Source organism: Paenibacillus sp. AN1007, assembly GCF_040702995.1.
Classification (GTDB): domain Bacteria; phylum Bacillota; class Bacilli; order Paenibacillales; family Paenibacillaceae; genus Paenibacillus.
The window spans coordinates 5,051,675-5,071,069 of sequence record NZ_CP159992.1 but is presented as its reverse complement, the minus strand read 5'-3'; the positions used below and the strand labels follow the sequence as shown (position 1 = coordinate 5,071,069).

Sequence of the window (19,395 nt, the reverse complement as noted above, 5' to 3'; positions counted from 1 at the left end):
AGATAAAAATTTAAATAAATAATTCCTTTTCTTCATATAATTACTTTATGTCTCTAGATATATATATAACAGAAAAAATGTAAAAATAAAACACCTTCTACTAAAAAAAAGATGTAAAGTCTATGAACGATTAAATGTATTTCCATTAAACTCTAAATGAAAAGAATAGAGTCGAGTCTATCTCTTACTGGTAAGAAAATATTTATCACAATGTTTTATATGTTTTTACACAATAGAACATGGGTGAGAAATTGCATGAAAATTGGAGTCTATGCTGGGAAAGGTATGCGAGATTTAAATATGACTTGTCATCTGTCTATTAATGTGTAAATATCAAAATAACTTACAGAAATTCAGAAGCATTTTGGGCGAACGCACCCTTCGCCAAGCAAAGGAGCGCTCCTGAGTGCGTAAAATTAAAAACGCTTTCAACACAATGCCCATCCATCACAAAACGATGCTGCTGATTGGCTTTTTGATGTTAATCAGCTTTGCTTTCTATGTATCTGTCATGCAGTACGTATTGAATATCTATGACCGCCAGATCTATGAGAAGTCATCACAGGTGCTCAACATGTCTTCCGTCGGAATTGAAAACAAGCTGCGCGAGTTATCCAATTTATCTTTCAAAGTGATGTCGGATGAGCCGCTGCAGCAATATTTGCTGCAGCTGGAGAAGTCCGAAACGGGGTATGAGCGTAACGGTCTGCGCAAAAAAATTACCAATCGCCTCGTGGCCTACGCGGGTTCCGAGAAATACGTGTACTCCATGATTTTTATCGACAACGATAACAATGTGATGGCTGCAGGTAACCGGGAAGGCATCTCTGCGGAGAAGCAAAAGGAATTGATCTCGCTGGGAGAGCAGTATGCCGGATCCAATGTTTGGCAGGCGAGTGGAGATCAGCAGGCCAGATTAATGTCAGTCAGACAGGTAAAGTCTTTCACTGGCGGTGCATTTACGCTGGAGAAGCTGGGCACCCTGATTATCCGTGTGCGGCTGGACCGCATCGTACAGGATCAGATGCAGGAACCGGCTGAGGACTCCCAGCTGCTGATTATTGACGGGACAGAGGTCATCTATCCGACCGAATCCACGGTCAGCAGGTCCGAAATAGCAGAAGAGCTGAAGCGGACGCAGCCTTACGGAATCGCCACGTTAGAACAGGGCAAATTTTTTGTTGCGAGAGCTAACTCCTCGTATACCAGCTGGAATTACTTATACACCACGCCATTCGATCAGATGTTCAAGCAGATTCAGTTTGTCAAACAGCTCGTCATGGCCATTTTTATTATGATTTTCCTGGTCGCTCTAATGTTCGGAGCCAAATTCTCGCGCAGTATCACCCATCCGATCGCCCGTTTGATTAAGAAAATGCGTAATATTGAAAAGGGAGACCTGGATAAACTGGAAGAAGCCGCTCTTGGCAGCGTTCCCGTATCTCCGCAGAACGAAGTGGGACTGCTGCATCGAACCTTCAAGATGATGCTGCAGCGGATTCGAGAGCTGATTGATGAAAATTATGCAAAGCAGCTCGTTATTCGCGAGACGGAATTGAAAGCGCTTCAAGCGCAGATTAATCCGCATTTTTTGTACAATACCCTTGAATCCATCAACTGGCTTGCCAAAGTACAGAAGCAGCATCAAATTTCGGAGATGGTCGAGGCGCTGGGCTTTCTGCTGCGAAGCTCGGTCAATATGTCCGAAAAGTGGATTACACTGGAACGTGAGCTGGATATCGTGCGCAGCTACGTTACCATTCAGCGTACCCGGTTTGAAGAAAGACTTGATTTTGACATGCATATCGCACCTGAGGCTGGAACAGCCAGAATTCCGAAGTTAACGCTGCAGCCGCTTGTAGAGAATGCCATTCATTATGCACTTGAACCGAGTATCGAGCCATGCCAGATTCGAATTCGTGCCAGAGCAGAAGGAGAGTATATCCGGATTGAGGTAGAGGATAACGGGCCGGGCATGACTTCCGAATTTATGGAACGTTTGCAGGAAGGACAGATTCAGACCAGAGGACAGGGCATAGGCCTTACGAACATCCAGGAACGTCTCAGGCTGACCTTTGGTGACGAAGGCATCATGAGCATAAGCAGCAAGCCCGGATCAGGAACTGTAGTATCGATCAGCATACCTTGGATCAGAGAGGACGATGACGATGTACAAAGTGATGCTCGTAGATGATGAACGTGTCATACTGGAGGGGATTTCTCAGGTCGTTGACTGGGCGGCTGCAGGGACAGAGCTTGTGGAGACGGCCAGAAACGGTGTCGAGGCGCTGGGGAAGATCGAAAGCTCCAAACCGGATATTATCATTACCGATATCTCCATGCCGGGTCTGGATGGGCTGGGTCTGATCGAGAAAGCATCTGAGGCCTATCCCGCTGTGCGATTTATTATGCTGTCCGGCTATAAGGAATTTGAATATGCTCGCAAGGCGATGCAGTATGGGGTGAAGCATTATCTGCTTAAGCCCTGTAATGAAAATCAGATCCACGATGCCTTGATCGAGCTGCTGCAGGAGCGTCAGGATGCACAGGTGAAAGAGCATGCTGCAGGGGAGATGAAGCAGCGGCTGCAGCGAGTACTTCCCCATGTGAAAGAACAGTTTTTGCTGGAGTATATGACCAATCGTACATATGGGCCGATGGATCTGGAATATTATCAGGACCTATTCAATCTGGAGCTGCAGCAGAAAAGCGTTCGGTTACTGCTGGTTCGTATTGTGGAGGAGCATGATTACAGTCATTTGTTTGCGATTAAAAATATAGCGGCTGACATGCTTCCTGACGTTTTGTTAAGCACAACCATTGAAGGCAAGCTCCTGATTGTCCTGGCAGAACCAGTAGAGCTGCAGGTACTGCAGGAGCGAATTGAAGCAGTCCGCCAGGCTTTTACCCGTCTATATAAGCTGGAGGTCACCGCCGCACTTAGTGAAGCCGACCAGATGGCTCAGTCCCGTCGGTTGTTCCGCGAGGTGATGCAGTACTTGAATCATCGTTTTTTCATCGGGGAAGGTAAGCTCATTACCAAAGAGGATGTAGTACTGGCAGGGGAGTGCGACGGTGTGTATGTGGAGCGGGATGCCGAACAGCTGTGCCAGCTGATTAAATCCGGGAATGCGGAGGAGGCTGCCGCTGAAGTGCACCGTCTGTTCGAGCAGCTGGCCGAACAGAAGCTGGATATTGAGGTTACACGCGCGTATGTCGTGCAGCTGTACTCGGCGATGATTCAAGTCTGCCCACCTGAAGAGGCTGCGGATTTCACGCAGCGGATGGCAGAACTGACACATATGGATACACTGCCCGGTTTAAAAGCATTTGTCGCAGACAGTGCCACCCGGTTAACCGCGGGTTATTATAAAAATTACATCATCCGCCAATCTTCGGCAGTGGAGAAGATGATGGACATCGTAGACCGTCATTATGGTGAGGCTGATCTTTCCTTAAGTGGAGTGGCTCATCAGATGTTATATATGAATCCCGATTACCTCGGTAAAATTTTCAAAAAAGTTACTGGCGAAAATTTCTCCAATTACGTTAATCGTCTGCGCATCGAACGGGCTTGTGAACATATCCGCAGAGGCGGGGATGTGAAGGTTTTTGAGCTGGCGGAGCTGTTCGGATTTGGAGGCAATTCGCAATATTTCAGTCAGGTGTTCAAAAAATGGACCGGAATGACACCTACCGAATTCCGCAGATTCGGCATCTAACAGTGAATTGGCAGTGGTGGAGCTGCGCAGATCCATATTTTCAGGAGGAGGACAACCGGCGCTTGCAGCGTCAGGGAATGTCCTCCTCTGTTTTTTGAACCAACAAGACGGTTTTGTGTATTCAACTTGGATCGTACTTTTGCGAAAATGGCATTATCAAGTTTGTGAAAGCGTTATCAGTGTATCGATAACAAGATGGAGATAACCCGTTCACAATACCATATCAGCATAAAAAGGGGAGATTGACATGGTGAAAAAGGCAATATTCCTGGTGATGGCTGCGTTACTTGTGTTTACAGCAGCGTGCAGCTCAGGTGGAGGCAGCGAGCAGGGATCCGGGAGCAAGGATGATTCGGTAAACCTGCGTATCGCCTGGTGGGGCTCGGATACAAGGCATGAATATACACAGAAGGTCATCGACCTGTATAAAACGAAAAATCCAAACGTCAAAATTGATGTGGAATATGCTTCTTTTGACGACTACTGGAAAAAGCTTGCTCCGCAAGCCGCAGCCAACCAGCTGCCTGACATTATTCAGATGGATATTTCCTACATCAGTCAATATGCACAGAACGGTCAGCTTGAGGATCTCGCACCGTATCTGGGCAGCCAGATCAAGGTGGATGATGTAGCTGAGAATGTCATCAGCACAGGTGTAATTAACGGCAAACAGTACGGTGTACCTGCCGGGGTGAACGTACTTGGTTTTCAATATGATCCGGCACTGCTCAAGAAAGCTGGCGTAGATACCATGCCGGAAAATCTGACATGGGAATCCTACGAAGCGCTTGGCAAGCAGGCAGCGGAGAAGGGGCTGTATCTGGATGGCGGCGTAGCGCCGGATATCTTCTTCCACTATTTCCTGCGTACCAAAGGCAAATCACTCTACAACCCAGAAGGAACCGGGCTTGGTTATGATGACGATGCTCTATTCGTAGAATTCTTCGGATTGATGCAGCGGATGATTGAGCAGAAGGCAGCTCCTTCACCGGATGTGGCTAACCAGACGAAAGGCATCATCGAAGAGTCGGATCTGGTCAAGGAAAAAGGCATCGGGGTATGGCAGTGGTCTAACCAGTTTGTAGCTCTGCAGCAGGTAGCTAATCGTCCACTCGCGATTGCGCCAATGCCGGGACCAGACATGGAAAAAGGACTTTATATGCAGCCAAGTATGTATTGGGGTGTAACGTCCAACTCCAAAGTGAAAGAAGAAGCGGCAAAGTTCATTGATTTCTGGGTGAATGACGAAGAGGCGAACAAACTGATCAAAGGGGAGCGCGGTGTGCCGATTTCTGGGAAAATCAAAGAGGCCATTGCTCCTGAACTGAGTGACGCGACGAAGCAGGTATTTGAATTCGTGGCATCGATGGAACCGAAAGCTTCGCCAATGAGCCCACCACCACCGGTTGGATCACCTGAAGTGATTTCCTCCCTGGCAGATGTGGTGGAAGAGCTGAATTTTGGCAAGATTACTGCCGAACAGGCGGCACAGACTTTCCGCAAAAATGCAGAGGCCGTGCTAGCAAACAATAAATAACAGTTGAAAGATAGCTTGCTCGTCCCGCATGCAGGGATGGACGGGAACGGGGCTGCTCGCTGAACGGCGAGGGCCTTTCCCCGTCCCGTCTGTGACATAAAAGTGCAGCAGCAGGCTGATCCATGAAGGAGGTACGTTTCACTTGAGGCAGTATTCATCATTGCGCCGAAACTTGACAGGATATGCGTTTATCAGCCCGTTTATCATCGGGTTCCTCGGATTTACGCTCATTCCGATGTTTGTTTCCTTATATATGTCGTTTACGAGTTATAACCTGTTCACCTCTCCAAGGTGGATCGGGCTGGACAATTATACCAAGATGTTTTTTGATGATCCGAAATATTGGAATTCGGTCAAGGTTACCTTTTTATATGTGTTCATCGGGGTGCCGTTAAGGCTGATCTTTGCCCTCTTTGTCGCGATGATTCTGAATACGGGCTCTCGCATGGTGGGAACGTACCGTACACTGTACTATCTGCCTTCCATCATCGGCGGTAGTGTGGCCGTATCTATTATGTGGCGTAACCTGTTCAGCAATGAAGGGGTCATCAACAGTGCGATGACAGCTATCGGTATTGGGCCGATCAGCTGGTTTGGCGACCCGGACGCGGCACTAGTCATGCTGATCTCGTTGTCGGTGTGGCAGTTTGGTTCTTCGATGCTGATCTTTCTGGCAGGACTCAAAAATATTTCCCCTGAGATGTATGAGGCTGCAGGTGTGGACGGCGCGAATCCGGTTCGCAAATTTTTCAGCATTACGCTGCCGCTGCTCAGTCCAATTGTACTGTTCAATCTGATTATGCAGACGATCGGTGCATTTATGACCTTTGTGCCTGCTTACATCATTTCAAAAGGCGAGGGCGGTCCAATGGACGGTACGATGCTGTACTCGCTCTATCTGTTCCGTCAGGCGTTTATGTTTAACAACATGGGTTATGCTTCCGCGATGGCCTGGGTCATGTTAATCATGATTGGTGTGCTTACGGCAGCTGTGTTCCTGACATCCAAGTTATGGGTATTCTACGAATCTGAAGGAGGGAAATGATCATGGTGTGGAGAAATGTCAAATGGCCAATCTACCATCTGTTCGTTGCTGCGCTTGCCCTCCTGATGCTGTACCCGGTGCTGTGGATGCTGTTCAGTTCATTTAAGGAAAGCCGGACGATTTTTGTAACAGCAGAAAGCCTGTTTCCTACGGAATGGATCTGGTCCAACTATGTGGATGGCTGGAAAGGGACGGCGGGACGGCCATTCATGGATTACATCGCCAATTCACTGATCATTGTAGTCATTTCCACGATCGGGGCAGTGCTGTCATCTTCCCTGATCGCGTTCGGTTTTGCCAGACTGAACTTCAAAGGCCGCACCTTCTGGTTCTCTCTGATGATGCTTACGCTCATGCTGCCGCATGACGTCGTATTGGTTCCGCAGTATATCATTTTTACCAAACTGGGCTGGCTGAACACGATTCTGCCGATTGTTGTTCCGACCTTCTTCGGGATGCCGTTTTTTATCTTCCTGATGGTGCAGTTTATTCGTACCATTCCGAAAGAATTGGATGAGGCAGCGACGATTGATGGCTGTAACAAATTCAGACTTTATGTGCAAATCATCATGCCGTTGATCAAATCTTCGCTGGCGACAGCGGCAATCTTCTCCTTTTACTGGAGATGGGAGGACCTGCTAGGACCGGTGCTGTACCTGAACTCGCCTGACAAATACACCGTATCGATGGCACTCAAAATGTTCCTGGACAGTGAATCTGCCTCCAACTGGGGCGCGATGTTTGCTATGTCGATCGTCAGTCTGATTCCGGTTGTAGCCGTATTTTTTATCTTCCAGAAACAGATTGTACAGGGCATGAGCACGAGCGGTTTGAAGGGTTAACGAGGCCAGCGCATCAAACCAATAATACATTGGAGGAGAAAAATTAGTGGATGCAGCAGACTTGGAAAACGCAGAACATGGAGAACAAGTAGAACAGATAGAACAAGCCGAACAAAAGAGTTCGTCGTGGAAGTTTAGTTTTGGTCCGATCGCTCAAGCTGATCATAGATCAGAAATCTCATCGGTATCCACTGCAGCTGTGAGGAAATCCGATAAGGAAGCTGGCGAAGAAGGCATCCATACGAATGTAGGAAAAGTAGATGGCTATGCGGCTGTGTCGTCCACAACGATATACGACGAGAGCAGAGGATATGGATTTGAACCGGGTTCACTGGTATATGAGAAGCAGCGTTATGATGAGCAGGAAACGGAAGGGTTTTCTTCAAAAGGGGTTTATCCTCCGCAGGGGCAGGCAGCAATGTCTGCCCGCCTGCGTTCCAGCTTCTGCATCCCGCTCAAGGCTTCATTTATCGTCGATGTGCCGGACGGGACGTACCAGGTGCTGCTGATCGCAGGAGATCTTCTTGCGGATACGGTTACTCGTGTCAAAGCCGGAGAAGGCCGGCTGATGCTGCCTCCAATTCGCACGGTGGCCGGACAATGTGCTGAAATGAGGTTTGCAGTTGTTGTTCGAGGAGGGCGCCTTCGGCTTACGTTTTCGGGGGCTGCACCTCGTATAAATGCACTGGAGATTACGCTGGCGAATCAGACCATGACCGTGTTTCTCGCGGGGGATTCAACGGTAACGGATCAGCCAGAGAGCGGATACCCGTATTGCGGCTGGGGACAGCTGCTGCCTGCACAGTTCAAACATGACGTGGCCGTGGATAACCATGCACAGTCAGGCCGAAGCTCTCGCAGTTTCATTCATGAAGGTCGCTTGGATGCCATCATGCAGCGAATCAAACCCGATGATTTTCTATGGATTCAATTCGGACATAACGATGAGAAGCCTGACCCTGAACGGGGAACAGATCCTTTCACCACCTATAAGCAGTATTTGAAAAAATATATCGATGCCGCACGCGAGGCTAAAGCTCGCCCGGTGCTGATTACACCTGTGCATCGGCGCTATTTTGCGGATGACGGTACATTGACCGATACACACGGCGATTATATTACCGCCATGCGTGAACTTGCGGCAGATGAAGAGGTGCCGCTAATCGATTTGGCTGAACGCAGCCGTCTGATGTTTGAGCAGACGGGTGAAGAAGGCACCAAGGATGATTTTATGTGGGTACTGCCCGGCGAATATATCAACTTCCCAACGGGTGTGGAAGATAACACACATTTTCAGGAGCGAGGCGCACGCCGGCTGGCAGAGCAGGTGGCCGAAGCTATCCGTGAGCTGCGTTTGCAGCCGCTGCAGATGTACCTCAGATAAGAGCGAATGCAGTGGATAAGGAACAAATTGTTGTGGTAAGGATCTAATTTACACTGAGATTTAATACCACGGGATTTTAAGTCCTGTGCGTCTGAGAGTTAACTTGAACTGCAGCTGTTAAAAATGAAACGTGAGTTCAGCGAAGCAGGGAGCGAGAAAAAGTGGCCCAACGAAGCGAAGGCCATGCCTTTTAAAAGCAGTTGAGGGTGAGCGAAGCAGCGAGGAGGGCGGAATCGGGAAAAGGGAGCGAAGCGCCCGCGTTTGGTCCGGGATTTCCCCCATAGAGGGGAATAAAAGAAATCCCGGACCAACAGCGGCCCGAAGCCGATCTGCCCACCGAGAGTCCGCCCGCGCTCCCTACAGACTTTAAGTGAAACGCGAGTTCAGCGAAGCAGGGAGCGAAAAAAGTGGCCCAACGAAGCGAAGGCCATGCCTTTTAAAAGCAGTTGAGGGTGAGCGAAGCAGCGAGGAGGGCGGAATCGGGAAAAGGGAGCGAAGCGCCCGCGTTTGGTCCGGGATTTCCCCCATAGAGGGGAATAAAAGAAATCCTGGACCAACAGCGGCCCGAAGCCGATCCGCCCACCGAGAGTCCGCCCGCGCTCCCTACAGATTTAATTTCCATGGCGTATCGCGAAGTAACGAGCGAAGCGTCCGCGTTTGGCCCGGGATTTCCCCCATGGAGGGGAATAAAAGAAATCCCGGACCAACAGCGGCCCGAAGCCGATCCGCCAACCGAGAGTCCGCCTGCGCTCCCTACAGGCTTTAACTCAAATCACCTTCGCAGTGCAAATAAAGGAGGATCATTCCATGACAAATCACGCTAACGTTCAAAAAAATCCGAACTCCCATGGTCATACCTATTGGGTTATTCCGGATGGCTATATTCCCCCGGATAGCTCAGGTGCACTGGAGAGTCACGAGAGTATTTGCGTATTAAATACAGGCGGTACAGATGCGGCACTGGACATCACGATTTACTTTGAAGATCGCGAGCCGCTCGAACAGATCAGAGCCGAAGTTCCGGCCCGAAGAACAAAGCATATCCGTACCGCATCGCTGCGTTCTGAAGGCGAAGCTATTCCTCCTGGCGTACCGTATGCCTTTACGCTATCAAGTAATGTGCCAGTCATTGTCCAGTATAGCCGTCTGGACACAACCCAGCCTGAACTGGCTCTAATGAGTGTCATGGCGTACCCTGTGGCATAAACGAAGAGAGCTGACAAATGAACATTATACGTTGTCTTACCAATCCTGCTGCGCTAACAAGCACTGGCCAAGCACTGGCCAAGCACAGAAAGACCTGTAATCTGCGACAGTTCGATGCAGATTGCAGGTCTTTGCTCATCCAATTACTCCCCATATTTATACGTACTGGCATTGAGAATTTGTACTTTTACTTCAACTTGGCCAAGTTGAAAACGTGTGATGGGATCTGCTTGCTGAGCAATTTCTTCTCTCCACCAATCAGAATGATGTCGGTAGAGATGTTCGACAAGACCAAATGAATCTATTTTTCGTGCTTGGGTTTTGGCAAAGGTGCTGCGGATTTGGCTCTCGATCTGTTTGATTGCCTCCTGCTCCATTAAACGAGGAGAAGGATAAGAGCCGTGATCCTCGGCAATTGCAGCCTTCACAGAAGTGAACAGATCAAAGGAGATACCGTTAGCACTTTTTTTTGCCTTTATACGCGTTTTGGGTTTGTGAAGAGTCAATGTAAGATCAGGAGTACTGCCATGCTTCCCATAGACGTACAGCGGATATTGGTACACATGATCATAATTTACGTAACGGGCGCCGTCTGCTTCGGCACCAGAAACTTTCCCCTGACTTTTTCCATTGCTCACCACGTAAAATCCATCCATTCGGATCAGCGGCGGGGTCTCTTCACCGTTATGCCACGTCTGATTTTTAGTGGAAACAGAAGGCAGCAGCACGACGGATGCGGGTTCTCTCAAACTATCAAGCAGCTGATGCAGGCGTATGGGCTCATACCCGGAATGCTGTCTATACAGTCGCATCGGTTCAAACAACTCAATCGTTTGAGCCGACTGGTTCAGAATCGCGGAGGGAGAGAGTAAAGTGGACATATCTTGTTCCGTCGCATAGATCCATGGTGTGTATCGCAGCTGTCCGGAATGAAGCAACGTGTTGAAAATATCCTCTAGTCGCCCTTCCAATGCATTTTTGGACAGCACAATTGCTTTCACATGAGTCCACAGCGTTTGCTGCTGCGAGGTCTGATACAGATTGTTGATCGCCATACTTAACGTTGTGCCCGTGCCTTTTCCGATCCATATTTGACTGCCTTCTCTTGGTGTCGGACCTTCCTGTTTTGCAATGCTGGAAAAATCAATTAACTGGGCGTATGTCGTATATTGATTATCCGCATAATCGATGCCGATGGCTGTAATAAAGTTAATGCTCTGCACTTCCTTGGAATCCCAGCATCCTGTCAGCAGCATGACACAAACCGCCACGATGCTGCTTACGCAAGCCCATCTCATTAAGGTTTTTCCTTATGACGGGTAGAGTCCTGCGTGCGTAATACAGCTGGCCGTTTGGTGCGTGTCATGGAAGGAGGCATCGATACGGCCTGTGTGAAATCTCCCGGAATGTATGGTGATACAGGGGAGAGGTAGGATACGCCGTAACACTCCAAGGATACGAGATGAACTAACAAGGCAAACAGAGCAACCATAAAGCCGAATAATCCCAAGATCGAAGAAGCGATCAGCATCCCGATACGGATTTGCGATGTGGCCCCTCCAAGAACCGTGTTCACCAGAATGTAGCTGGAGATGACGGAGATCGCTACGGTGACAATAATTGTGGGAGATGTAATTCCGGCTCGAATGGCTGCATCTCCGATGATTAAGCCGCCAACCACACTGACGGTCTGTCCCAATGCACGAGGCAGCCTGCGTCCAGCTTCATTGAACAGTTCAAACATAAAGATCATGAGGAAAGCTTCAAGGGTAACCGGCATAGGTAATCCCATCCGCGTTCCAGCAATGGTTGCAAGCAGCGGAAGCGGAATCTGTTCCAGATTAAAGCTGGTCAAACCGATGTAGAAGGCGGGAAAGAAACAGGCAATGAGCAGCCCGGCAATCCGTAGTATCCGTTCAAAGGTCACGATGAAAAAGGGAGTGCTCTCATCTTCGGGTGATTTCAACTGGTTAAACAGCGTTGTCGGTGCAATGACGGCTATGGGTGATCCGTCCGTAAGTACAGCGAAGCGTCCATTGATTAAGGAATCCGCGACGTAGTCTGGACGTTCAGAATTATCCGTGAGCGGGAAGATGCTTCGCACGCCTCCCATAACGGCACGTTCCATAATGGACGTGCCCATGATGCCGTCAACGTTAATCTGATTCAGATTGCTGCGAGCAGTCTCTAGAATTTCGGGGTTAATAATATCTCTGACATATAAGAGGCCGATCGTTGTCTGTGTGCGATCCCCTTTTATGATTTTCTCATAACACATGGATGACGTTTTCAATCGTTTGCGAACCAAGGCGATGTTCGTGGACAGCTCTTCGGTGAATCCGTCGCGTGGTCCTTTTACGGACGTCTCGATGGCTGACTCTTCTGGTGCACGCCCCGGAATATTGGCAATATCCAGACTGCAGGCCTGTACACCATTTTCAAAAATAAGAAGCAGCTGCCCGCTAAACAGGAGCATGTTTATGTTTTGGAGATCAGCAATGTCATCTATAGGCTTCAGGGTTAGGCCAAGCTCCTTGGGCACAGCCTCTTCCATGATCAATGTATGCTGTTCCAGACGCGGGATGATAAATTGATTGATCTGTTTGTTATCTACCAGCCCGTCACAGTAGAGCAGCATGACAGAACGAACGGTCTCATCTTGGGCAGAAAACGTCTGAATGACCACATCTGCACAGGATTCAAAATTTTTTCTTAGGGAGACAAGCAGGGTCTCATAGGATGCCTTGTCAATCCGGTGTTTCTCCATGGTGTTGTTTCCTCCTCTGATGACGTGAATGGATAAGGGCAACGGCCGCAGCCAGAACCGCAAATCCACTCAGATACACGAGATTGAATGGAAAGATGTAATCGACCAGAATCTTCGAAAAGGTAATGTCGTCCAGAGGATAGAGCATGGATAGAATAAAAAATACAGCTAACGAGGCGCAGGAGATCATCCTTCTGGAGGTTTTTTTAATATTCCAAATTTCTACCACAATATACATAGCCAGACTGATGCGGGTAAATGAACCGGCAAGCCATTGATAGATAGAAAAAAAATCAGTCTGGGCAATATATTTGCCGAGGGAAGCGATACGCCATTCCTCAAAGGCAGGATATCTCATTTTAGCGGCTTCGTAAGGATCGAATTCTACAATAGCCCCAATTAGCGGTCCTGTCGTTAAACCAATTATGATGAAAGCAAGCATCAGATACTGCCATAACTTTATGCGTTTGCTGAGGTGAGGCTGAATGTACCAGAGGAAGAGCAGCTCAAACATGCCTGCGAGACTGTACACCATCCCGTGAAATACAGGTGACCATCCATGCTCCAACACAGGCAAAAGACGGCTGTAATCTTTATACTGGGAATTGACAATCGCTACGTAGAAACCGAGCAGCACGACGAGCGGCAGAATCAGTCCCGCTGTGAAGGCAAGGGAGCGCATGCCTTTATAGGCAGCATACCCACATAAGGCCATGAGTGCAATCGTGGTTGCCATGACAGGTGTTTCCGTCAGATAGTTAGTCTTGGCCCAGGTTGTTGTGTCCCGCAGCGTAAAGTAGATGACAGATAGAAAAAAGAGACTGTTCCCCACCCGCAGGAGTAGGCCTACGGGTCTGCCAAGATGGGAAGACAGCCAATCATGTAAAGTTTGATGCTGCAGGAACTTAGACACATAGGCAAGCATCAGAACAAAGATGACGAACGGCCCTGCGGATAATAGAACGGAGATCCAGGAATCCCTTTTAGCCGCGCTGAGAAGAGCAGGAATAATTAATACATGGCTGATGAGACCAACCGACAACATGATTAACATCATGGCTTGCAAAAAAGACGGCTGCGTACGTTTCATGCTGAGGATCTCCTTTTCCGAATAGACTGTCCTCAGCAGTGTTAACGTGTTTGCGGAACTTCATACAGGAGAGGGGATTCATGCCCAGACGCCCACCCCTTTCCATTTTCAACTGATCTCAGATAGTTTGGCAGCGGCTTGCTCTTTATACATATCAGAGATTGTTCATGCTGTTAACTTGATTTCGAGCTTGTGCTTGAGCTGCCGCCACCAGCCTTCTTCAGCCACCACCACCTCCTTTCAGCCTCGATCTATTTCAATTAAAAATAGAGTTAATGCACACGGATGTCCTGCTGCCAAAACCCAGAATCGTCGTCTGAAAATGAAAAAAATCCTCGTCCTCCGTTCCGATTCCCTAGGGGAATAGAACAGAAGGACAAGGCTGTGCTCGCGGTGCCGCCTTCATCAGCCGCAGGTATGCGGATAACGTAAGTTTACAATTTTTCACATTGTATCAGGCTTTAGAATGAACGACCAGACTATGCTTGCGCGTACTCATGTTGGTTCCAAGTACACCGATGATAATCAGCACAGCTCCAATGTAGTGGTATCCGAATACAGGCTCATGCAGAATTAAGGCCCCACCTGCGATGGAGATGAGAGTAGACAAATTACTGAATACACTGACGCGTGAAGCTTCCAGATGAGTCAGGGCGTAGCTGGACAGCAGGGTAGATACCATGGTAGACAGAATCGCCAGATAAGCGAGCGCACCCAGGTAGGATAGATCGCCGAGCGGCTGGATGTATTCGGCCATCGATCCGGTGTATGCATGGCGAACGAATGCAGCGATATTAAATACCACGCAGCCTACCATCAAGGTAACCCAAGTCAGCTCCAGAGGTTTATATTTCCGAGTGAGCGGTCTTGCCAGTACCCCGTATCCTGCAAAACTGATCGCCGAGAGCAGCAGCAGTACAATGCCCTGCAGATTGCTCATCGACATGCCGCTGCCTTTCATGGCAAAGATAAAGATCACGCCAGCGACAGACAGGAGCAGAGACATCTTTTGTACAATAGATGTCCGTTCCTTCAGAAAGACAGAAGCCAAGACGAGGGTGAACACAGGTACCATCGCCTGAATGATGCCCGCTTCCGAAGAATTGGAAGTCACCAGTCCAAAGGCTTGAAAGGCAAAGAACAGAACGGGTGAGAGCAGTCCAAGCGGGACAATTCTCCACAGGTCGGCCAGTCGAAGACGGATCTTGATCCAGCCAAACAGCACAGGAATGCTGACCACAATAAGCGACAGGGCGAAGCGATGGGCAAGCACATCTATGGGATGAGCGATGGTGACCGTCATTTTCACAAATAAAAAAGATAACCCGATAATAGCGGCGTAAACAACAGCTGCGATATAAGCATAGGTTCGACTTCGTGCAGTATTCATTCGTTTTCCCTCCAGATAATGCGATACAGACTCTAAACTCAATTGGCAAAATACAGGCTCTATACGTAAGCGAACGAAGTCGGCTTGAATTATAAGTCAGCAAAACCGAAACGAATGGATGTAATGAATCTCTCCCAGTCCAATATCTGCGGAACTTAATAATCTTTGATCTGCCTAATTCTCACCCTTAGCTGTCAAGCAATGGGACATATGAGCCTTATTTAATATACTTCGGCGTACCCCATGCTACAATAGAGAAAATACAGTATTGTATCGGTACAGTTCTAGAAGAGGAGGAGACACAGTGAAAAAATATGAGATGATCGCTCAAGATTTGCAGCAGTGGATACAGGAACAGATGGTGAGCCGGGAGGGCCGATATTGGGAGGAAAAAGGAATCAGACTTCCCGCCGTCCGCACCGTCGCAGCACAGTATCAATGCAGTGTGAGTACAGCGATTCGAGCTTACGAATGGCTTGAGCACAGACATCTGGTATATGCGATCCCTCAATCCGGCTATTATGCCGTACAGAATGGTGTAGAAGCACAGGATGTAGACTGGCAGGAACCTCTTGATTTTGCATCGGCCGCTCCGGACCCGAGAGTGTTTCCGTATGCCGATTTTCGGCACTGTGTAGATCTGGCAATGAGAGAGAAACAGGATGAACTATTTTTATATGGGACAGATCAGGGACTGCCTTCGCTGATTGAGCTCTTAAAGAAACAGTTTACCGATTATCAGGTATTTGCGGGGACGGAGCAGTTTTTCATCACATCGGGGGTGCAGCAGGCACTGGCGACACTTGTTTTAATGCCTTTTCCGGGCGGGAGAACTAAAGTGATGGTGGAGCTGCCAACGTATCACAACATGCCAATCCTGCTGAAGAGCCTGAACGTGCCGATTGCAGGTGTACGAAGAACGGTGGAGGAAGGACTGGACTGGGACTCGCTTGAACGTCAATTTGCGGAGGGAGATATCAAGTTTTTTTACGTCATGCCGCGGTTTCATAACCCCATCGGAACATCACTGACGGCAGCGGAGAAGAAGAGACTTCTCCGACTAGCACATCGATACGGCGTATACCTAGTGGAAGACGATTACCTGGCTGATTTGGAGGACAGTACAAGACAAGATCCCTTGTGGGCCTATGATATGTATGACCGGGTTATTTATCTGAAAAGTTATTCTAAAATTCTGTTCCCCGGACTGCGTATAGGCGTGGCCGTTCTGCCAACTGCGCTGGTGCCCGGCTTTGGGACGTATAAAAAAATGCTTGATATCGACACTTCCGTTCTATCTCAAGCTGCACTGGAGGTTTACATTCATAGCGGCATGTTTGCCCATCATCGCAAAACGATCCGCAGCCGTTATGCCACGCGTATGGATGTTGTAAAGGAGCAGTTGGCAGCTCATCCCGAGTTTGGACCATTCCGCTCTGCGCCGCGAACTGGAGCAGAGCATACAGTGCTGCCTTTACCAGGAGATATGCCTGTCCGTATGCTGCTCTCCCGTCTGCAGAACCGCGGAATTATTGCAGATACAACAGAACGGTATTATCCCGAAGGAACTTACCGAACTTATACGGACCAGATGCTGCGGTTGAATATATCCAACGTTCCAAAACAGCGTATTGCAGATGCAATGCAGATCATTCGGGAGGAGATTATGAAATTGCAGATCAGATCCACAACAAGTTAGTTCAGATGCTGCGCAGCTCTCATCGTGAACCAGTCAGCCCTTTTCAGCACAAAGAGCCCGGCCCTAAGGGCTGGACTCTCTGGTTTTCTAGATGCCGCCAGATAGCATCTGTGCTTACTCCTGGGCCATCGCTTTGAATGAGGCATCTGCAGCTTCCAGTGTAGCAGCGATATCTTCATCCGTATGAGCCGTGGTGAGGAACCAGGCTTCATACTTTGATGGAGCGAGATTGATGCCGCGATTCAGCATGTGGCGGAAGAAGGATGCAAAGCGTTCGCCATCGGTATCTTGAGCGTGATCATAGTTGGTTACCGGATGGCTGCAGAAATGCGTAGAGAATGCCCCGCGAATCCGGTTGATCGTCAGATCAATGCCATGGCGATCAGCAGATGCTTGAAGGCCAGCGGTCAGATCGATGGCGAGACGTTCCATCTCTTCGTATACGCCAGCACCCTGCAGCACTTCAAGACAAGCGATACCCGCCGAGATGGATGCGGGATTGCCTGCCATCGTTCCGGCTTGGTATGCCGGGCCAAGCGGAGCAACCTGCTCCATCACATGTTTACGGCCGCCGTAGGCACCGATCGGCAGGCCGCCCCCGATAATTTTACCGAGCGCTGTAAGATCCGGCTCGATCTCCGCATGGTTGTCCAATCCCGCATACGTCTGGGTGGAGCCGTAGTGGAAGCGGAAAGCGGTGATCACCTCGTCATAAATGACAAGAGAGCCGTTCGCACGTGTCATCGCACAGAGGCCTTCCAGGAAGCCAGGCTCTGGCATAACCATGCCGAAGTTACCGACAATCGGCTCTACCATAACAGCAGCTACATCGTCACCCCAGCGCTCGAGTGCTTCCTTCAGAGAATCCAGATCGTTATAAGGAACAGTAATGACTTCGTGAGCGATGCTGGTCGGGATACCGGCACTATCAGGGATGCCGAGAGTCGATGGACCGGAACCAGCCGCCACCAATACCAGATCAGAGTGACCATGATAACAACCGGCAAATTTCACGATTTTATTTCGTTTCGTATATGCACGAGCCACCCGGATGGTAGTCATCACGGCTTCTGTACCCGAGTTAACAAAGCGAACCTTGTCCATGGAAGGAATCGCTTCTTTTAGCATTTTCGCAAGCTTGATTTCAAGTTCGGTCGGTGTGCCGTACAAAACACCATTCGCAGCAGCTTCCGCAATGGCCTTTGTAATATGAGGGTGGGCATGTCCAGTCACAATCGGACCGTAAGCAGCAAGATAGTCGATATATTTGTTGTCATCCACATCCCAAAAGTGTGCACCCTGCGCTTTTTTCATAAAAACGGGTGCACCGCCGCCTACCGCTTTGAACGAGCGGGATGGGCTGTTGACTCCGCCCACAATATGCTCCAGGGCTTCCGTATATAACAACTCAGAGTTTGTACGTGAATTCATTTTGATAACTTCCTTTCCTTTCGTAGTTCCAAAGTGTATACGATCATCACCATGGAAGGATATGATTATTTTCGCATACTTTTTCGCTCAGGCATAGCGAAAGGGCAGCATCGGGGCTGCCCTTTCAAGAATGGATCAATCATCAATATGTTATAAACGGTGCAGTCATAGGCGCTGTGAGTAACTTTCAGCTGGAAGTTACTGCGAAGGCTGCTGCGTGTTTTTCTCATCGGCACTGGCCGTTTTGTCTTCCTTGGCTTTTTCATCCTCTGTCTTGGCTGGCGGGTGAATAATGTCCTGAATATGCTGTTTCAGCTTTTCTTCACTCGTGACGGACAAGACTTGTGCCCCGCCTGGAGTACGTTCTTCTTTTAACAGATTCATCGGCGGAATCTGCTCACTGCCATTCATGCTGCTTTGATAGCCAAGTCCTCCCAGCTTCCACATATCGGAGAGGGTAAGATTGGTATCCACATACGGGCTGACTTCTTCCAGAATGGAAGGCAGTTTGGCGATCGTAGTTGTAGACTGCATCTTCGCCGTCACAGCTTTGAGCAGCTCGCGCTGCCGTTCAGAGCGTGCGAAGTCAGACATGGCGTCGTGACGGAAACGCACATACATCAAAGCTGTTTTCCCGTCGAGATGCTGGTAACCTTTTTTCAGATCGATATCATATTCGTTATTGTCGGCTTTACTTGTATAATGCATGTCCTTCTCCACATCAAAGTCCACACCGCCAACGGCATCCACCAGTTTGATGAATCCCTGGAAATCGGTATACACATAATACTGAACAGGGATACCCAGCAGATCGCTGGCTGCTTCCATGGCTGCGTTCGGGCCGTGGGTGATTGCTGTGTTAATCCGGTCTTTACCGTAACCGTCAATAGTCACGTAAGTATCACGCAGGATGGAGAAGAGATTAATTTTTTTAGTAAGCGGATCAAGTGACACTACCATCATGCTGTCTGAACGAGGAACTTCACCCTTCTTCAGACCGCGGGCATCGACACCCATAACCAAAATGTTCACAGTCTCGGTACCTTCCCATTTCGGAGGGTCAGGTGTGTTTACTTTCTGCACATTTTCAATATTGGCAAATGGCGAGTCCTCGCCTTTTTTCTGCAAACCATCCAACTGATTAAGAATAGAACCAAAATAATAGGCCGCTGCCCCTCCAACAATTAACACGAAGGCGGCAAGAGAAATCCATAGGGTCCTCTTCGTCTTTCTGGTCATGCTAGCGCTCCTTTGTATTTGAGATAAAAAATAAACGATTTCA

14 protein-coding genes are annotated in these 19,395 nt (G+C 48.8%); 8 read left to right on the top strand and 6 right to left on the bottom strand.

Going from position 1 to position 19,395, the window contains the following annotated elements:
- Positions 1 to 436 precede the first annotated feature (436 nt).
- From ABXS70_RS22685 to ABXS70_RS22655, 7 genes are all read left to right on the top strand, one after another.
- Positions 437 to 2,194, top strand: a complete 1,758-nt coding sequence (locus ABXS70_RS22685) for a histidine kinase (RefSeq protein ID WP_342556219.1) — start codon at positions 437 to 439, stop codon at positions 2,192 to 2,194.
- The gene (locus ABXS70_RS22680) at positions 2,169 to 3,722 is read left to right on the top strand and encodes a response regulator (RefSeq protein ID WP_342554136.1); all 1,554 of its coding nucleotides are present in this window, start codon (positions 2,169 to 2,171) and stop codon (positions 3,720 to 3,722) included. Before ABXS70_RS22685 ends, ABXS70_RS22680 begins: the two co-directional genes overlap by 26 nt.
- Positions 3,723 to 3,969: 247 nt before the next feature.
- Positions 3,970 to 5,259 (top strand): sugar ABC transporter substrate-binding protein, encoded by a 1,290-nt coding sequence (locus ABXS70_RS22675; RefSeq protein ID WP_342554137.1) that lies wholly within the window; start codon positions 3,970 to 3,972, stop codon positions 5,257 to 5,259.
- A gap of 142 nt (positions 5,260 to 5,401) precedes the next feature.
- The gene (locus tag ABXS70_RS22670; RefSeq protein ID WP_342554138.1) at positions 5,402 to 6,304 is read left to right on the top strand and encodes a sugar ABC transporter permease; all 903 of its coding nucleotides are present in this window, start codon (positions 5,402 to 5,404) and stop codon (positions 6,302 to 6,304) included.
- Positions 6,305 to 6,306: 2 nt separating this feature from the next.
- Positions 6,307 to 7,146, top strand: coding sequence for a carbohydrate ABC transporter permease (locus ABXS70_RS22665; protein WP_342554139.1), 840 nt, complete (start codon positions 6,307 to 6,309; stop codon positions 7,144 to 7,146).
- 274 nt (positions 7,147 to 7,420) lie between these two features.
- Positions 7,421 to 8,530, top strand: coding sequence for a rhamnogalacturonan acetylesterase (locus ABXS70_RS22660; protein WP_366296738.1), 1,110 nt, complete (start codon positions 7,421 to 7,423; stop codon positions 8,528 to 8,530).
- Between the two features lie 807 nt (positions 8,531 to 9,337).
- Positions 9,338 to 9,736 carry a sensory rhodopsin transducer gene (locus ABXS70_RS22655; RefSeq protein WP_366291018.1) on the top strand — a complete coding sequence of 133 codons (399 nt, stop codon included), beginning with the start codon at positions 9,338 to 9,340 and terminating at the stop codon, positions 9,734 to 9,736.
- Between the two features lie 143 nt (positions 9,737 to 9,879).
- Here the strand turns inward: ABXS70_RS22655 and ABXS70_RS22650 are convergent, their stop codons facing one another.
- The 4 genes from ABXS70_RS22650 to ABXS70_RS22635 form a co-directional block, all read right to left on the bottom strand.
- The gene (locus ABXS70_RS22650; protein ID WP_366291015.1) at positions 9,880 to 11,034 is read right to left on the bottom strand and encodes a Ger(x)C family spore germination protein; all 1,155 of its coding nucleotides are present in this window, start codon (positions 11,032 to 11,034) and stop codon (positions 9,880 to 9,882) included.
- Positions 11,034 to 12,503 carry a spore germination protein gene (locus ABXS70_RS22645; protein WP_342554142.1) on the bottom strand — a complete coding sequence of 490 codons (1,470 nt, stop codon included), beginning with the start codon at positions 12,501 to 12,503 and terminating at the stop codon, positions 11,034 to 11,036. Before ABXS70_RS22645 ends, ABXS70_RS22650 begins: the two co-directional genes overlap by 1 nt.
- Complete coding sequence (locus ABXS70_RS22640) at positions 12,484 to 13,593, bottom strand: endospore germination permease (protein ID WP_342554143.1); 1,110 nt, start codon at positions 13,591 to 13,593, stop codon at positions 12,484 to 12,486. Before ABXS70_RS22640 ends, ABXS70_RS22645 begins: the two co-directional genes overlap by 20 nt.
- Positions 13,594 to 14,047: 454 nt before the next feature.
- A complete protein-coding gene (locus ABXS70_RS22635) occupies positions 14,048 to 14,983 on the bottom strand; it encodes a DMT family transporter (protein ID WP_366291011.1) in 936 nt (311 codons plus the stop codon).
- 304 nt (positions 14,984 to 15,287) lie between these two features.
- Here ABXS70_RS22635 and ABXS70_RS22630 point away from each other — a divergent pair, with 304 nt between their 5' ends.
- The gene (locus ABXS70_RS22630; RefSeq protein ID WP_342554146.1) at positions 15,288 to 16,682 is read left to right on the top strand and encodes a PLP-dependent aminotransferase family protein; all 1,395 of its coding nucleotides are present in this window, start codon (positions 15,288 to 15,290) and stop codon (positions 16,680 to 16,682) included.
- Positions 16,683 to 16,796: 114 nt separating this feature from the next.
- Here the strand turns inward: ABXS70_RS22630 and ABXS70_RS22625 are convergent, their stop codons facing one another.
- Both ABXS70_RS22625 and ABXS70_RS22620 read right to left on the bottom strand, forming a co-directional pair.
- On the bottom strand, positions 16,797 to 18,113 hold the full coding sequence (locus tag ABXS70_RS22625) for a glutamate-1-semialdehyde 2,1-aminomutase (RefSeq protein WP_342554147.1): 1,317 nt from the start codon (positions 18,111 to 18,113) through the stop codon (positions 16,797 to 16,799).
- 198 nt (positions 18,114 to 18,311) lie between these two features.
- On the bottom strand, positions 18,312 to 19,352 hold the full coding sequence (locus ABXS70_RS22620; RefSeq protein ID WP_342554148.1) for an LCP family protein: 1,041 nt from the start codon (positions 19,350 to 19,352) through the stop codon (positions 18,312 to 18,314).
- Between the last annotated feature and the right edge of the window lie 43 nt (positions 19,353 to 19,395).